Genomic DNA, 13,849 nt, shown 5'->3' with positions numbered 1-13,849 from the left:
GGATAGGGGAGCGAAGCACTAGCGCTTACAACCAAATCGTACTATAGTCGGCTCCTAAAGTTTTAGGAGCCTTTTTTATGTTTGATGATCTACCGCCACTTTCGCATGAAGAACAGCAAAAAGCTGTCGAGAAAATCCAAGAGTTAATGGCAGAGGGTATTAGCACAGCTCAAGCGATAAAAATGGTCGCTGAAGAAATTAGAGCCGAAGCAGCCAAGCAGCAGTAGAAACAAACTCAACTCAGCAATAAATACACAGAAGAGCAGGGAGCTGCTCTTTTTTGTACCTGTATATTTTGATGCACTATAACAGAATTCCGTATCAACATGCATACTCGTCCGCACTTGCACATCGACCATAACAAGATAAAACTCGAACCAAATCATCATTTGTAATAAAACTGAAAGTCACACCTAAGAAACAGTAGTTTCAGTTAATATCGATATTAAACAATAGGATAGCTCAGTTGATTGTTCTAGGTAAAATGGGTCTACCTAGCGGTGTGTAATAAAATTACATAATTGTAATTCTAGTCTGCAAGCGCTTACTATCTTCCAGTGTATTGTTCTGGCGCGTTATCGTGTAACTCATAACATCCAAACTAAGTCTCCAACGTTGATAGTTCGTAACGGATTAATAATTGATTTTTAAAAGGTACGAAAAGCGTTCGTATCTACGATGATGGGCTTATTAACGAGCGCATACATATAGTTACGCCGTCACTATGTGTAGATGCAAAGGAAGAAGTAGTTGTTGTGGAATGTATGGGGCGGAGACTGGACGTCGTTTAAAGATGGTCCACACATCGAGCTCGATCGTCAGGTGTACCCATGATTGGTGCCATAGTCAGTTTGTTTAATGGCGGACTCGAAACTTATAGGCAGTATAACCGCAATAAAGCCGAAGCCTTAAAGCGCAAAGATGAGCTCGACCAGGAGAAACATCAGTCGAGGGTACGCCGATTGCAAAAAGGCGAAGAGCAGGCCAGTAGCCTTGATGAAGTCAGCATCAGAGAGCGCGGATTCAAAGACGAATTTATCCTGCTTGTGGTGTTTATCCCGCTTATCTTGTCATTCATTCCTGACTACGCGCCCTATGTCGAACAAGGTTTTGAGGCGCTTCAGAATATTCCCGAGCCCTATTGGTATGTCGTCGGGGCTGTGGTCATCGATACCCTTGGCATGCGCGCCATGGTTCGCTATCTGCTGGAGTTCTTCTCAGGCAAGTTCAGGGGGCAGTAATGGGATTACTCGAAGCGATGATCATCTCCTTAATCACCGGTGTGGTTTCAAGTGCTGGCACCATTGCGGCGCTCAAAACCGACATCAACTGGATGAAGAAAGTGCAGCAAGACCAGGAACAACGGATACGCAAACTGGAGGACTCTCATGGCTAAACGATGCTGTAAGTGCAAAGGCCGCAAACAAAACGGCCAACTCAAGAAAGGGTATACGCTCAGAGGTGGACGAGTAGTGAAGGCCACTGTCACAAGAAAGCGACGAAAGACACGACGCAGACGTTAAACAAAACCGCTCAAGATTGGGCGGTTTTTTGTTTCTAAGGCAATCAAATTTTGATTTAAAGCATGTTATACAGAATTAGTATGCACTTTAATGCACTGATTGATTGCTCCAATTTTAAGCTACTGATAGATTTCAGAAAAAATAGGACAATGTTAGCCGTGATAGGGCAAAAGGCAGAAGTACTCTATGAATTAAAAAAGAAACTTTCTGTCTAATAATTGTTAGGCTTCCTAGGAGGGGCACTAGATGATAAGACAGGCGATTTGGGCATTTCTACGTCTTGTAGTTGTTTTATTTCTATACCTGCCCGTAGCGTATGCGTCTTTGATCATTATTCAAACATCTCGTCCTCGATTCCTCGAAATGAACTGGGATGCCTACATTTGGTTTACGGTCTTGCTATTGGTCGTAGGCTATTGCTTGCTTCGTTTTTCACGTACAAAAGAATTTGGGAAGCTGTTTCTAATTAGTGTACTCGGGGTCTCTGTGCTAATGATGTATGAAGGTCAGTCTTATACATTCAGCACCCAGGACATATCGGCGAATGCCTTGTACGTGGCTTTTCTGTTCCTGATTCCTGCAATTCACTTTATATTGCCTTCAATATGGACGAGACCGTTTTTGTTTTTGCTTCCTGTTAGTGCTTTGAGTTGGTTTTTACGAATGTCGATATATCAGCCAGTTTGTTTTTCTTATGAGATATACGTAACTAAGTCAACGTTGAGCCCAGAGCAATACGATAAGGTTTTTGAATTAGTGCTACAAAGCTTCCCAACCACGTTTATCGGTGGGTCAATGGCATTTGGGCTATTAATCCCATATTGGTTCGCATTGTATGGTCCTAACCCTGCTTCAACGTACAGAAGCCTAACAATAAATTTAAGAGTGATTCACAACGCTTGGCGCCGTCACTTCAAGTCAGTTTAGTGTTTATGGCACAATGCTTTAGGTAAGGTGTTAGCGTTGTTCACACCTTAATTTGGCGTTAAATTGCCCTAAAATTTCTGGATAGGAGTAAAAATGTCTAGCCCAATAAAATCAAATCTACAGAACACTAGGATAGCTATTCAACCATATATTGAATCTGCTCTTATAGACGGAGTTGGGCTAGGGCACCGTTCAACGCTGTATGGCTCAGTAAAGAGCTATCAGAAGCTCGATGAGCCAGCGATTGTCTCAAGCTTGTTTCAATATTCGTTACCTGAAATACAACGTGTATTAAATTTTTACTTGAACCAAACAGGGGTTACGGCTCAAATTCAAGGGCATTTTTGTCATCAACGTCCGATAGTTACTTGGAATGGCGCTCCAAAGAACCCTGAACTAGGTGATTTGTTTGTAGTGCATATGCATTATGATAACAATCTCTCTGTTTACATGAATTCTTTGTTGTTACAGGCAAAGGTATCGAGCGCAAAAGGTGACACGACTAATGTTGGTAAAAGTGATCAGCACCAGTTGTACTTATATGAAAAATGGCCGAAATTTGATTATGCAAGACCTCAGAAAATCGTGGGTCGGGACGTTACACCTAAAAAGGCGTTTGATGGTGCACAATACTTATTGCTTCACGGAGACTTAAAGCAGTATGGCACGCATCAAAGTAATGGCTTCAAAAATAATACTTCTTTCAATATTGCCCAAGCGAGTAGTTCTCTGAAAATAGATAACCCATTGTCAGAGGCTCTATTAGATTTTTTATGTGGTGATACTGGGCAACAGTTCTATGATACCAAACACCCCAAATACTCGGAATGGTGTAAAGTTTGCTGGGATCTGTTGCTTGATGACTCTAGTTATAATGCGAAGAAAGTAAACAGAATTAACGAACCCCGCCTATTGAACTTTAAATTATCTGCATTACCTATTAGTACAGTTATCATTCAAACAGGCTTAATCAACCTTCCACAGCAATTTGATTAAAGCAATTTAACAAAGCATTTAAGAGTGATTCGCAACGCTTGGCGTTTTCGCTTCGCTCAAGTATAGCCAAGCGCTGCTCACACCTTAATGCGGCGTTAGCATTACACAACTAGAGAAATATATGAGCAAAGAATTTAAACTTGTCATTAATGATGTAGCTGGAAAGCGGTTTGATTTCACTTTATATGACGATTTTTATAAGTTCTGCGAGCTAGAACGAGATTGGTGGCAAGAAAAAGAGTCACTGATCAAGAGCAGAAATATGTCACCAGCGACTTATATTCAGATAGCTTCGCGTTTCGATAACATCCTGACTCAGCTGGATAATTTCAGAATCGAAGAATGGGATCAAAATACTCTAAATAACCAAGTATCAAACCTTCAACGAAATCAGCTCAGTGTCCTTAATCAGTCGTGGTTATGGAGTGGTAACTCTTTTAGTGAAGCATTGGTCAACTGTAATGCTTCCTACAACGCTTCTGTAGCCAATCAGTTCAGTACTGCGGTTCTCGGTAAGCTACAATTCTCGATATCAAATAAAGACTCTCTAATTGGAGCAGTTCTAGCTTACGAATTTTTTGTTGTTGAGTCTTCCATCACTTCCAGAACTAAAGCAGAGCTAGCTGCGATGGATACTGTTCGTGACAGCATCCAGAGGCATAATTCGAAGTTAAGTGAAGAGCTTGACGTGTTTAAGGGTAATTTCTCGGAGTGGTTGATATCAACAAAGACAGAATGGAGTGACTGGGAACAAGAACAGGTTACCAAAACAGCAGACGCTCATGATGAGAGGCGTGCTGAGTTCATAAGCTTCATGGATGGTTGCAAGGTTCGTATCGAAGACTTAGAAAATACATATCAAGAAAAATTGAGACTAGAAAAACCAGCAGAATATTGGAAAAAGTCCGCCAGAAAGTACGGAATACAAGGTAGTCTTTGGGTTACAGCTTTGGTTGCTGTTTCTTTAATGGGTATTGTGTATTTTTATGATTTCTTTAGTTCTTGGTTACTCGGACAAAAACTAAAAGTAGAGTTATCTTCTTTGCATGGTGCTTTGATATTTGCTTCAATTTTAACTGTCTATGCATTCTTAATTAAAGCACTATCCAAGTTAACGTTTAGCTCGTTCCACTTAATGCGAGATGCCGAAGAGCGGGAGCAGCTAACTTATTTATACTTGTCTTTAAATCAGGATAGTCAATTGGATTCAAGTTCTAGGGATATAGTCTTACAGGCATTATTTAGCCGAACTGATACTGGTTTGTTGGCGGGAGACTCTTCGCCCTCAATGCCAGGGCTTAGTGAATTGATTAAGTCGAGTCTCAAAGGCAAGTAATGCTAACAAACTGTTTAAGAGTGATTCGCAACGCGTGGCATTTTTACTATGCGTTGCTTTAGGTGTTTAAGGTGGTATGCGGTGACTTCGGCATTGCGTTGCTCACACCTTAACAGGGCGTTATACGTTCTTGAGGTTCATATGATTGGAATTATCGTAAAAACAGAATCAGAAATTGAAGACTTGCCAAAGGATTGGATTCCTATGGAGTTCAACCCTCTTAAGTTAAACCAAGTATTTGATAGTATTTTAGGCTTTATTCCAACTCAACAGCAGTTTGTGTACGAGAATGGAGAAGTCTTGATTCATTTCGATGTTGATAGTTTAAATGAACCAAGAGCTATCACTTTTAACTGCGTAATGTCTCAAGCAAACGCAGAGATTATTGAATTTTTGGCTATTGGACTGGCAGCCAGAGTTTTTGATAGCGAAAGCTGCAAGTTTATCTAGTTGGCAAAATGAACGTATAACAATCTGTTTAAGAGTGATTCGCAACGCGTGGCATTTTCAATATGCGTTGGTTTTAGTGTTTAAGGTGGTATGCGGGAGCATTAGTATTGCGTTACTCACACCTTAACAGGGCGTTATGTGTCTATTTTGAATTCAATCATATAGACTCCACTTTTAACCGAAATAGTGATCTCGGGCTCTGTGTTAATTAGGTTTCAGTATGTTGTTTTTTATAGCAATCCTAACGACTTGTTACTCTTTTTATAAGGTGTGGAAAGGAAGCAATGGTATTGGACTCAGTACAATTGTATCAGGCGGGGCATCATTAGCGTGCCTAGACGTTTACTCAGTTAACATTATGCTAATGATAAGCTCTCTTGTGCTGCTTATTTTAAACGTTGTCCTCCACTTTACTCCGGACAAAAAAGTTAAGTACCACTAGAAACATAACAAACTGCTTAAGACGGACTGCCAACGCTCGGCGAATTTACTTCATAATTTGTTCTGTGTTTACGGTGGTCCGTTTGCGTTTTGTGGTATGTTGTCAGCCACTTAGCAGGGCGTTATGTGCCCATAGAAGGAAGATTACTTTGGTTAGCGATTATATAGAGTACTTTCAACATATTGTCGAGTTGATACGAGAAGACTTATCTGTTCAGGGTTTCAATGCTAGTTCATTTGTATATACCGAAAAGAGATATGAAAAATACCGTATGAAAGAATATGAGCTTGAAATGGTTGTTGATGAAATTGTTCGCCACGATGCTTCGGTATCAAACTCTCAAGTAGCTCTTTCGCTAGATAATGTACATGAGCTAATGAAAAGTAAAGAAGAACATTGGACTCAAGTCGATATTATATTTCGCAATGATAAAGTAAAAATAGAGTTATCTCGTCATGAGCTGCCAGAGCCTTGGTGAGGTGAGGGACTACAGCACATAACAAAGCGTTTAAGACGGATTCTCAACGCTTGGCGGTTTCAGTTCCAGTTAAGTTAAGTGTTTAAGGTACGATGGTTTAGGTTTGGTGGTTAGCGTTGTTCACCACTTAACGCGGCGTTAGCCCTATTAGAGGAAAACAATGAAATCTGCAGTATTAGTTATTGATGTTCAGTCGATTCTGTTCGACCCAGAACCTCAACCATTTGAATCACAAATCGTACTCACCAAAATTAATGAGGTGACGAAATTGGCGCGTGCTAAGTCTGTCCCAGTTATCTTTGTCCAGCACGAGCAACCTAAATCTGTTATTGAATACGAAAGCGCTGGTTGGGCGTTGCAGTCGAGCTTAATTACACAAACTGGTGACCGTTTCGTTCGCAAAACAACACCAGACTCTTTCCTGAATACTAACCTTCAAAGTATTTTGAATGAACTCGATGTAGATAGCTTAATTGTGTGTGGCTACGCCTCAGAGTTTTGCGTTGATACCACCATCCGCAGAGCTGCAGGTTTAGGCTATCCCGTAACTTTGGTATCGGATGCTCACACAACTCATAATAAGGAGCACGCCAGTGGGGCTCAAATTCGAGAGCACCACAATGCCACGTTACCTAGTATTTCTAGTTTCGGTGTAGAGGCGTGCGACCTTTGGGCATAGGGCTAACAAACTGTTCAAGAGGGATTCGCAACGCGTGGCATTTTTACTATGCGTTGCGTTTAGTGTTTAAGGTGGTATGCGGCGGCATCGGTATTGCGTTGCTCACCCCTTAACAGGGCGTTATGTATCTCTATTACATGGAGTAATTAATTTGAGTTGGAATCTTACTATCTGGCGGTGGAGGTCAGATCTAGACACGATGGCTAAGCGGCGGAAGTTCAAAATGGGAACAATCGCAGCGGAGTTGCTAAATACTGGCTGTCACAATGCAGTAGGTGAATGTGACTTTAGTGAGTTTCTAGAAGAAATAAATGACCTCTTCGGGCTAGATGAGTTGGAGCGTCCATTTGTTCTTGAACATTATAGAGACTACATCGTGTTTAATTATAGTTCAGATGTTAGGTTTACTCTTGTGCCTCAATTAGGGGCTATTGCGCAAAAACACGGTTTCAATGCTGTCGAAGGATAATACATAACAAACAATTTAAGAGTGATTCAGCACGCTTGGCATTTTTGGTTTGGGTTGAGTTTAGTGATTACGGTGGTCAAATTGAGTGTCGTGGTGGCGTGCTTCACACCTTAATTGGGCGTTATAGCAATATCCGTAGTTAAAGGAATCAGATGAACAAAATACAAATAGTTTTAGTCATGGTCTGCATGATTGCCCTCGGTTTCATGCTTGGCGGTGGCTTCAACTCTGCCGAACGACATACAATGACTCAAGGTGAAGGTCTCCCTTTATTTGAAGTCCAAGTTGCCAGCTCTTTCCCTGTGAAACCTCTGGAAAAATTCAATATTTCAACGGATAGCCCAATTACTACCTTTCGAGTTCCTTTATCGCTAGAAAGCAATCCTAAGCTTAGTTTTCTATCAGACTTCGAAGTTACAATCGATAACGAATCTGGATCGGTGGGGCGAATTAAAGTCGAGCGAGGTTTTATTGGTAAGGGCAAGTGCATTGCAGCACTTGGTACCTTGGTCGAAAAGCTTCAGGGTCACTATCCAGAATTTCAGTTTGAACCTGGTAAGTCGCACTACTCGAAAACGATTGGGGACTTGCGAGCGGGAGCTTCATGCTCAGTTTATGAAAAATCCCCATACGTTTCGTTAGAGTTCTACTTAGAAAGTAACTCTGTAGTAGATAATATCCTTAAAGCTTTTGCGCAAAGATAAAGCTATAACAAACAGTTTAAGAGTGATTCGCAACGCGTGGCATTTTCACTATGCGTTGATTTTGGTGTTTAAGGTGGTATGCGGCGGCATCGGTATTGCGTTGCTCACACCTTAACAGGGCGTTAGGCAAAAAGCGCAACCTTATGTTACCTAGCCAGTTAATTATGTTCTTCGATTTAATATATGCTCCGACGAACCTAAGCGGAGGATGCTATGAACGAAAAACTAATCTTATTACTAACAAGTCTTGCATTAGAAGGGTGTAGTAGCAAAATGACTGATTCATATGTTGGCATTTTCACAAAAATGAATGGTCAGGAAAAAGAGTGGTCCGTTCCAGCCTATGCATATCAACGGGAGTCAGGCCAATTTGTGATTAAGTATCAAACCCCGGAAGGGGATGGGGCATCCACGCCTATTATGGAAGAATTTGGAGATGAGTGTCGGTTTGACCTGAAGGTTGGCGTTAAGTTGTTGTGCTCAAACAAAAGTTCTGATCATAGACAGAATTTTTCGTTCGTAGGTGAATATAGGCCTTAAAGTCACAATTTACCTAACAAGAGACTATGGCGTCAATAGTTAATTTTTGGCGCTATTGTTATCCCACATTACACCGTCTCTGAGCATCGAGTTTAAGATCACAACCATCTTTCTCATGCAGGCAACTATGGCGACTTTTTTGGGTTTTCCTGCCGCAAGTAATCGTTCATATGTAGTCTTAAAAACAGGGTTACATTGGATGGCAGACATCATTGCCATATACATAACGGTTCTAACTTGAGTCCGACCTCCTTGTATTATGCGCTTTCCTTTGTAACGACCACTTTCTCTAACGATGGGTGCTACACCAATCAAACTAGAGGCTTGTTTATTGGTGATGTAACCAAGTTCGGGGACGTTACTGATGATGGATGCGGCCAGTATCTTACCGACTCCAGGCATGCTTTGAAGTATCTCATTCTTAGTCTGATATTCAGGAGAGATATCGATGAGCTTTGTGATTTTAGCTTCTACTTTTTCAATTTGATTTTTAAGAGCGGTTAAGATGGGCGTAATGGTTGAGGCGATGTTCTTTGGCAATATTTGTAGTCGGTTTCTTTCCATGGTCTGTATGGAGAGTAACTGATTTCGCCTTGATACTAAGTCACTCATTAATCGGATATTTTCGGCTTTTAGCTCGGTTAAGTCAGGCTGAACTTTCTCAGCATAGTGGGCAATGAGCGCGGCGTCTAAACGGTCGTTCTTAGCTCTTTGTCCGATAGCACCAGCGAACCTTTTTATCCTCAAAGGGTTAGCGATGACATAGGGTAGCTTTGCTTGGTCACAAGCAAGGATGAAGGGCATTTCTAATCGTCCAGTAGCTTCAATCACGACACGCTGAGGTTGGTGTTTAGCGATAGCTCTGACGGCTTCTTTAATGCCTTTGTCATTGTTAGGAACGGTGAAGTAAATGTCGAGCGGACGGATATAAATATCTAATTGTGATTTGCCAGTATCAACGCCGACATTAATGTTTTGAAGTGTGTTTGTATTCATAATAAGCTAACTCTTGCTTGCAAATGCGGGCTCGAGACCCAGAAGACTATTCGAGTGTGGTGCTTGGAGTTCTATCTGACGTTCGAACTTGTTATCGGTCTCTCGATAGAGGAGCCATCATTTAATCGAACTATCAGATAGAAGAACTTTAGTTGCAGCTAAAGTCTGGGTCTCACCTTACCCGATTGGTGAGCTTATTATCCATACAATAAATTTAAGAGTGATTCACAACGCTCGGCGCTTTCACTTCAAGCAAGTTTAGTGTTTATGGCACAATGGTTTAGGTAAGGTGGTTAGCGTTGTTCACACCTTAATTTGGCGTTAGGCTGCTTTTATAAAGAAAGAAATTAAGGATATGAAAAGATTATTATTAATAGCATTCAGTGTTGCTCTTGTAGCTTGTAGTGCAACCGAAGAAACTAAAGTGCACCCTAAGATAAAAGTGGATAGATCGTTATTTTCTGGTACATGGCGTTGCGCAACTTCTGAAAACTCAGAAGATAATGAGATAAGTTACGATGGTAAAACGACTTATGCTAATAACGGGTTATTAAATGGTCAGGCTTTGTTTATTATTGAGATGCCGGATGGCTCGGGCGGGTTTGTGTATGAAGTGAAAATCAACGGTACCTGGGAGCTGAAACACAATGAAGTACACGAATATATAGATAGTGTTTCAGTCAAATCGTTTAATGATGCTTCAGTACCATTTGAAGAAAGGTTTAGGAAAGCAATTGAAGAAACAAAAGTGTCAGTGTCAACTATTCTAGCTATCGATAGCAAGCATTTAACTTGGCGTAGTGAAAGTGGTGCTGTTGACTCTTGTATAAGAGTATTAGAATAAAAGCCTAACAAACTGCTTAAGCCGGACTATCAACGCTCGGCAATTTTAGTTCTCGTTTGGTGCAGTGTTTACGGTGGTTAGTTTAAGTGTGGTGGTAAGAGTTGCTAGCCACTTAGCAGGGCGTTAGCATTCTAGGAGGAAGTATTCAGATTATATCATTGATAGCTCCATTGATTTTTGTATCGTTTATTGTAGTTAAGGCAAGGTTTTCGGTATATCACAATACTCTTGACAATGGTGTCTTGACTTATGTTTCAGCTTTCTTGGCGGTCTCATTAACTGCGATTTTATACGTCTATAAAATGAGAAGAGTTAGACGCGCCGAAAAGATAATTGTGGAACATGGAAAGTATGGAAAGAGTCCTAACTCGGCAAATCGTTTGTTACCATTTCTGGTTGTTCCGCTGTTTATCTTAATAAGAATTGTCTTATCAATTTCTAATGAAAGATATGTGGATGACGATGTAGTAAAAATCAACTACACGGTTACGTGTAAAGGTGAGCGCTCAGTTAAAGGCGGGAGAATAAAGTATCTATGTATCAACGACGGTGCAAGAGATCTGAAATATGATTCAAACGCCATCGCATCTCATTATTTTTCTATTGGAGAAGAAATCATCGCCACGGCTCGCAGAGGTTATTGGGGGTATTTGGTTATTCAAGATCTTCACAAAAAGAAAACTCGCAAAGCACTCGATGCGAAAGCTGTGACTTGTACTGGGCTTTCTGCTTCAGAGTGTGCTCGATACTTCGCTCCATAGAGAAAAGCGTCTGGATTTAGGCTCAAGTGCTAACAAACTGCTTAAGACGGACTATCAACGCTTGTCGATTTTACTTCCAGTCAGCATAGTGTTTACGGTTATTAGGTTTAGTATGGTGGTTACGTTGCTAGCCACTTAGCAGGGCGTTAGGTGAAAGGAGGTACTTTGATAACAAAGAATGACTGGAAAACCGTATCAATGCCCACGAATAAAACTGAACTAGGCTTTAATATTGTTTTCTCGAATGCTGACGCTAGAAAGTTGCTTTGGGGCTACAAGCCTGTAGATATGGAAGACAAATGGTTTGTATATTCAGAAAATAATTGGGTCTATTTTGTTCGCAGCTGGACAGGCCATTACATTTTCGGCATTGAACTATCTGACGCACTAGATGGAAAACTAGTTGTGACTTCCAGCTGGGTCAACACAGACACGAAACAATACCGTTCACAAGGTAGAGAACAGGACTGTCGTTTGTTAAGTGGTATTATCAAAGGCAAATTTGGTGTGATCGGAACACCTAACAAATCGCTTAACAGGGACTCCTAACGCTTGGCCACTTTCATTCAAATCAGCTTCAGTGTTTAAGGTATAAATTTTATGTCGGGTGGTATAGCGTTATCGCCCGTTAGCAAGGCGTTATGTTATTAGAGTAAGTGAGGTGTAAGTTCATGAAGTTAATAAAGTTAGTTTTAGCCCTGGGCATAACGCTATTCAGTCCAGTATCTTTAAGTGCAGGTCCAGTTAAGGTCATTACTTTTTCAGGTCCCGACGATATAAACCACGCGAACATAGTTCAGATTGAGATTGAAGGTGGGCTAGCCAATGAGATCCTTGCAGAAGGTTGCAATACGAGGTTTGCCGCAATTAGAAACACTTTAGAGAGGCAGCATATGATTAGCTATGTTTTGGCAGCATACGCGACCAAAGAGAGTGTACAGCTTGTTCTTAACCCTTCAGACAAGTATTTCCAAGATAGATGTACTATATCCCGTATTAGTAGTGCTAATTAACATAACAAACTGCTCAAGAGGGATTCGCAACGCTTGGCGCTTACACTTCAAAGCAATTTAATGTTTATGGCACCAGGCTTTAGGTAAAGTATTGGCTGAGCACACCTTAATTGGAGGTGAGCTCTCTTTACGTAAAACAGATGTTAGAGAATGAAAATCAAATCAAAAATTATACTTGCAATATGTTTTGCAGCGTTTGGTTCATCAGCTAGTCAAAACGTCGAACCCACATCAGTGGTTTTAAACTATGGTAATTCATCTCTATCTGCTGAAATTTATGAAGATAGAAGATTCGAAACCATAAGAGATAATGAGGAAGAAAATGTTGAGTTTTCCGGCTCAGTAACGAAAGACTCCTTGGATTACCTAGTCGATGTGTTAGTCGTTCGAAAAAGCAAAGTTCGTAAATCAAGCCGTGAGTTAAATACAACCGTTTTGGTGCAGAGCGATCAAATAGAAACGCCAATAATTATTGGTGGAGTGAACAGTGAGATGTTTAGTATAACTCTAAAATAGTGGTGCAATAGGGATTTGTAACGTGTGGCATTCAAAGTTTGAAGCTACTTAAAAAGTGAGGACGTGTCTTTGACAATCGAATCTGTGACAGTAATTCAATATGCGTACAGGTTCATTTGTTATTCGTGATGACGTCGATAGACTAGCCACAATCAAATACAACTACGTTGAAACGTTATGTCGTTAAAGGACTACTGCTCGATAAAAGGATTAAAGCTGTCATCACGCTCTCAATCGACGTTGAAAATCATCGATTATAAAGTGGATTTAGCCAACTACTTAGCGGGTGTAATGGTGGCCAGTCCTATCCTCGAAATCTTTCGAATCCAAGGCGGCGGTGTCGTTCAAAAAGCCCAAGATATCTATGAGTACCACTGGGATGACTTTGGCCAGGCTATGGCGTCGGTGAATCCCGTCTTAAGAAAACAAGTCTACAACCTAGCAAAACAGGAAGAGCTATTTACCTATGGAGAAGAACAAAAATTTTGGAAGTGCGTCAGTGAAGCGGCTTTGTAGCTTATCGTTGGTTTTGTTGGCGGGGTGTGCTTCTCCGAGTTTAACCGAGCCGTACAGTGCCTTGTTGGCACAGAAAGAACACTGTTTCGAGCTGGCCAAGTCAGGCAGTGATGTCTTCCCACAGTCCGAATGGTTGGCTAATTTGCCCAATGAAGAGCAAAAAGTTGCGCTCAGTTACTTGGCGCAGTACGCCTACAATCAGTGTATTGACGAGCAGGTCAGGGCAGTGAAACAGTCCGTTTCGCAGCAGTCGCAAGATATCCAGACGTTTTTCAACGAGTACGTTGGTTTGCATGAGTTCAATGGTGAACTGCCCCCTGGTGTTGATCGCCAAGCGCTCCTGACATTACAAGATCGAATCCGGACGCCCTTTGTCGCCAATGACGTTTACGAGTCCCTGTAACCGAGAAAGCCGAACGTCAGTTCGGCTTTTTGATGCCCCTCATCCAAATCAAAGCCAGCTTTCGACCAAAATCTCACAAACACCACTGAAACAACGACTAAATAATCATATTGCTTGATTCAGTTTCGTATCCTGTTGTTATCGCATCAATTGTCCTTGAGCGGCGCATTATTTCATTTAATTAATCCGGTTTACGCTCGCGCCAGCCACTAAAACGCCCTTAACTTATTCGCGACCTTGTTCGTCACCATCCACT

The 13,849-nt window shown here is 41.2% G+C and carries 21 protein-coding genes; 20 read left to right on the top strand and 1 reads right to left on the bottom strand.

Annotated features, from left to right (window positions below):
- The first annotated feature begins 77 nt into the window (after nucleotides 1–77).
- From AC6R00_RS15890 to AC6R00_RS15830, 13 genes are all read left to right on the top strand, one after another.
- Complete coding sequence (locus tag AC6R00_RS15890) at nucleotides 78–227, top strand: YoaH family protein (protein WP_004742753.1); 150 nt, start codon at nucleotides 78–80, stop codon at nucleotides 225–227.
- 523 nt (nucleotides 228–750) lie between these two features.
- Entirely contained in the window at nucleotides 751–834 is an 84-nt protein-coding gene (locus tag AC6R00_RS15885) for a M15 family metallopeptidase (RefSeq protein ID WP_500641436.1), read from the top strand.
- On the top strand, nucleotides 831–1,241 hold the full coding sequence (locus tag AC6R00_RS15880) for a hypothetical protein (RefSeq protein ID WP_500641093.1): 411 nt from the start codon (nucleotides 831–833) through the stop codon (nucleotides 1,239–1,241). The genes AC6R00_RS15885 and AC6R00_RS15880 overlap by 4 nt, the downstream gene beginning before the upstream one ends.
- Complete coding sequence (locus tag AC6R00_RS15875) at nucleotides 1,241–1,396, top strand: hypothetical protein (RefSeq protein WP_500641092.1); 156 nt, start codon at nucleotides 1,241–1,243, stop codon at nucleotides 1,394–1,396. Before AC6R00_RS15880 ends, AC6R00_RS15875 begins: the two co-directional genes overlap by 1 nt.
- 373 nt (nucleotides 1,397–1,769) lie before the next feature.
- Complete coding sequence (locus tag AC6R00_RS15870) at nucleotides 1,770–2,450, top strand: hypothetical protein (RefSeq protein ID WP_500641091.1); 681 nt, start codon at nucleotides 1,770–1,772, stop codon at nucleotides 2,448–2,450.
- A gap of 93 nt (nucleotides 2,451–2,543) precedes the next feature.
- Nucleotides 2,544–3,446 carry a hypothetical protein gene (locus tag AC6R00_RS15865; RefSeq protein WP_500641090.1) on the top strand — a complete coding sequence of 301 codons (903 nt, stop codon included), beginning with the start codon at nucleotides 2,544–2,546 and terminating at the stop codon, nucleotides 3,444–3,446.
- 121 nt (nucleotides 3,447–3,567) lie between these two features.
- Nucleotides 3,568–4,782 carry a DUF6161 domain-containing protein gene (locus AC6R00_RS15860; protein ID WP_500641089.1) on the top strand — a complete coding sequence of 405 codons (1,215 nt, stop codon included), beginning with the start codon at nucleotides 3,568–3,570 and terminating at the stop codon, nucleotides 4,780–4,782.
- A 141-nt stretch (nucleotides 4,783–4,923) separates the two neighbouring features.
- Nucleotides 4,924–5,232 carry a hypothetical protein gene (locus AC6R00_RS15855; RefSeq protein ID WP_500641050.1) on the top strand — a complete coding sequence of 103 codons (309 nt, stop codon included), beginning with the start codon at nucleotides 4,924–4,926 and terminating at the stop codon, nucleotides 5,230–5,232.
- Nucleotides 5,233–5,822: 590 nt separating this feature from the next.
- A complete protein-coding gene (locus AC6R00_RS15850) occupies nucleotides 5,823–6,152 on the top strand; it encodes a hypothetical protein (RefSeq protein WP_258455580.1) in 330 nt (109 codons plus the stop codon).
- Between the two features lie 160 nt (nucleotides 6,153–6,312).
- Nucleotides 6,313–6,831, top strand: a complete 519-nt coding sequence (locus AC6R00_RS15845; RefSeq protein WP_500641088.1) for a cysteine hydrolase family protein — start codon at nucleotides 6,313–6,315, stop codon at nucleotides 6,829–6,831.
- Between the two features lie 223 nt (nucleotides 6,832–7,054).
- Nucleotides 7,055–7,300: a hypothetical protein gene (locus AC6R00_RS15840; protein WP_021485064.1), complete on the top strand. Its 246-nt coding sequence runs from the start codon at nucleotides 7,055–7,057 to the stop codon at nucleotides 7,298–7,300.
- A gap of 152 nt (nucleotides 7,301–7,452) precedes the next feature.
- Complete coding sequence (locus tag AC6R00_RS15835) at nucleotides 7,453–8,004, top strand: hypothetical protein (RefSeq protein WP_500641087.1); 552 nt, start codon at nucleotides 7,453–7,455, stop codon at nucleotides 8,002–8,004.
- 213 nt (nucleotides 8,005–8,217) lie between these two features.
- Entirely contained in the window at nucleotides 8,218–8,544 is a 327-nt protein-coding gene (locus tag AC6R00_RS15830; RefSeq protein WP_500641086.1) for a hypothetical protein, read from the top strand.
- A gap of 39 nt (nucleotides 8,545–8,583) precedes the next feature.
- Here AC6R00_RS15830 and AC6R00_RS15825 read toward each other — a convergent pair whose 3' ends face one another.
- Nucleotides 8,584–9,540: an IS110 family RNA-guided transposase gene (locus AC6R00_RS15825; protein ID WP_425666994.1), complete on the bottom strand. Its 957-nt coding sequence runs from the start codon at nucleotides 9,538–9,540 to the stop codon at nucleotides 8,584–8,586.
- 355 nt (nucleotides 9,541–9,895) lie between these two features.
- Between AC6R00_RS15825 and AC6R00_RS15820 the strand changes: the two genes are divergently transcribed.
- The 7 genes from AC6R00_RS15820 (at nucleotide 9,896) to AC6R00_RS15790 (ending at nucleotide 13,593) form a co-directional block, all read left to right on the top strand.
- Entirely contained in the window at nucleotides 9,896–10,384 is a 489-nt protein-coding gene (locus AC6R00_RS15820) for a hypothetical protein (protein WP_500641085.1), read from the top strand.
- 452 nt (nucleotides 10,385–10,836) lie between these two features.
- Nucleotides 10,837–11,145: a hypothetical protein gene (locus tag AC6R00_RS15815; RefSeq protein WP_500641084.1), complete on the top strand. Its 309-nt coding sequence runs from the start codon at nucleotides 10,837–10,839 to the stop codon at nucleotides 11,143–11,145.
- 198 nt (nucleotides 11,146–11,343) lie between these two features.
- The gene (locus AC6R00_RS15810) at nucleotides 11,344–11,694 is read left to right on the top strand and encodes a hypothetical protein (RefSeq protein ID WP_500641083.1); all 351 of its coding nucleotides are present in this window, start codon (nucleotides 11,344–11,346) and stop codon (nucleotides 11,692–11,694) included.
- Between the two features lie 122 nt (nucleotides 11,695–11,816).
- Nucleotides 11,817–12,158 carry a hypothetical protein gene (locus AC6R00_RS15805; protein WP_500641082.1) on the top strand — a complete coding sequence of 114 codons (342 nt, stop codon included), beginning with the start codon at nucleotides 11,817–11,819 and terminating at the stop codon, nucleotides 12,156–12,158.
- 150 nt (nucleotides 12,159–12,308) lie between these two features.
- A complete protein-coding gene (locus AC6R00_RS15800; protein ID WP_500641081.1) occupies nucleotides 12,309–12,674 on the top strand; it encodes a hypothetical protein in 366 nt (121 codons plus the stop codon).
- Nucleotides 12,675–12,851: 177 nt separating this feature from the next.
- Nucleotides 12,852–13,190 carry a hypothetical protein gene (locus AC6R00_RS15795; RefSeq protein WP_500641080.1) on the top strand — a complete coding sequence of 113 codons (339 nt, stop codon included), beginning with the start codon at nucleotides 12,852–12,854 and terminating at the stop codon, nucleotides 13,188–13,190.
- Nucleotides 13,174–13,593: a hypothetical protein gene (locus tag AC6R00_RS15790; protein ID WP_500641079.1), complete on the top strand. Its 420-nt coding sequence runs from the start codon at nucleotides 13,174–13,176 to the stop codon at nucleotides 13,591–13,593. Before AC6R00_RS15795 ends, AC6R00_RS15790 begins: the two co-directional genes overlap by 17 nt.
- The last annotated feature ends 256 nt before the right edge of the window (nucleotides 13,594–13,849 follow it).

It is taken from the genome of Vibrio sp. R10-SF1-ISO8 (assembly GCF_059833805.1).
This window is presented reverse-complemented; position numbering and strand designations above follow the sequence as displayed.

Excerpts from the sequence above, each read along its gene's own strand:
- AC6R00_RS15880 (WP_500641093.1), top strand. The coding sequence starts at position 831 with ATGATTGGTGCCATAGTCAGTTTGTTTAATGGCGGACTCGAAACTTAT.
- AC6R00_RS15875 (WP_500641092.1), top strand. The coding sequence starts at position 1,241 with ATGGGATTACTCGAAGCGATGATCATCTCCTTAATCACCGGTGTGGTT.
- AC6R00_RS15795 (WP_500641080.1), top strand. The coding sequence starts at position 12,852 with ATGTCGTTAAAGGACTACTGCTCGATAAAAGGATTAAAGCTGTCATCA.
- AC6R00_RS15845 (WP_500641088.1), top strand. The coding sequence starts at position 6,313 with ATGAAATCTGCAGTATTAGTTATTGATGTTCAGTCGATTCTGTTCGAC.
- AC6R00_RS15890 (WP_004742753.1), top strand. The coding sequence starts at position 78 with ATGTTTGATGATCTACCGCCACTTTCGCATGAAGAACAGCAAAAAGCT.
- AC6R00_RS15855 (WP_500641050.1), top strand. The coding sequence starts at position 4,924 with ATGATTGGAATTATCGTAAAAACAGAATCAGAAATTGAAGACTTGCCA.
- AC6R00_RS15820 (WP_500641085.1), top strand. The coding sequence starts at position 9,896 with ATGAAAAGATTATTATTAATAGCATTCAGTGTTGCTCTTGTAGCTTGT.
- AC6R00_RS15805 (WP_500641082.1), top strand. The coding sequence starts at position 11,817 with ATGAAGTTAATAAAGTTAGTTTTAGCCCTGGGCATAACGCTATTCAGT.
- AC6R00_RS15840 (WP_021485064.1), top strand. The coding sequence starts at position 7,055 with ATGGGAACAATCGCAGCGGAGTTGCTAAATACTGGCTGTCACAATGCA.
- AC6R00_RS15870 (WP_500641091.1), top strand. The coding sequence starts at position 1,770 with ATGATAAGACAGGCGATTTGGGCATTTCTACGTCTTGTAGTTGTTTTA.
- AC6R00_RS15810 (WP_500641083.1), top strand. The coding sequence starts at position 11,344 with ATGCCCACGAATAAAACTGAACTAGGCTTTAATATTGTTTTCTCGAAT.
- AC6R00_RS15830 (WP_500641086.1), top strand. The coding sequence starts at position 8,218 with ATGAACGAAAAACTAATCTTATTACTAACAAGTCTTGCATTAGAAGGG.
- AC6R00_RS15860 (WP_500641089.1), top strand. The coding sequence starts at position 3,568 with ATGAGCAAAGAATTTAAACTTGTCATTAATGATGTAGCTGGAAAGCGG.
- AC6R00_RS15865 (WP_500641090.1), top strand. The coding sequence starts at position 2,544 with ATGTCTAGCCCAATAAAATCAAATCTACAGAACACTAGGATAGCTATT.
- AC6R00_RS15800 (WP_500641081.1), top strand. The coding sequence starts at position 12,309 with ATGAAAATCAAATCAAAAATTATACTTGCAATATGTTTTGCAGCGTTT.
- AC6R00_RS15825 (WP_425666994.1), bottom strand. The coding sequence starts at position 9,540 with ATGAATACAAACACACTTCAAAACATTAATGTCGGCGTTGATACTGGC.
- AC6R00_RS15835 (WP_500641087.1), top strand. The coding sequence starts at position 7,453 with ATGAACAAAATACAAATAGTTTTAGTCATGGTCTGCATGATTGCCCTC.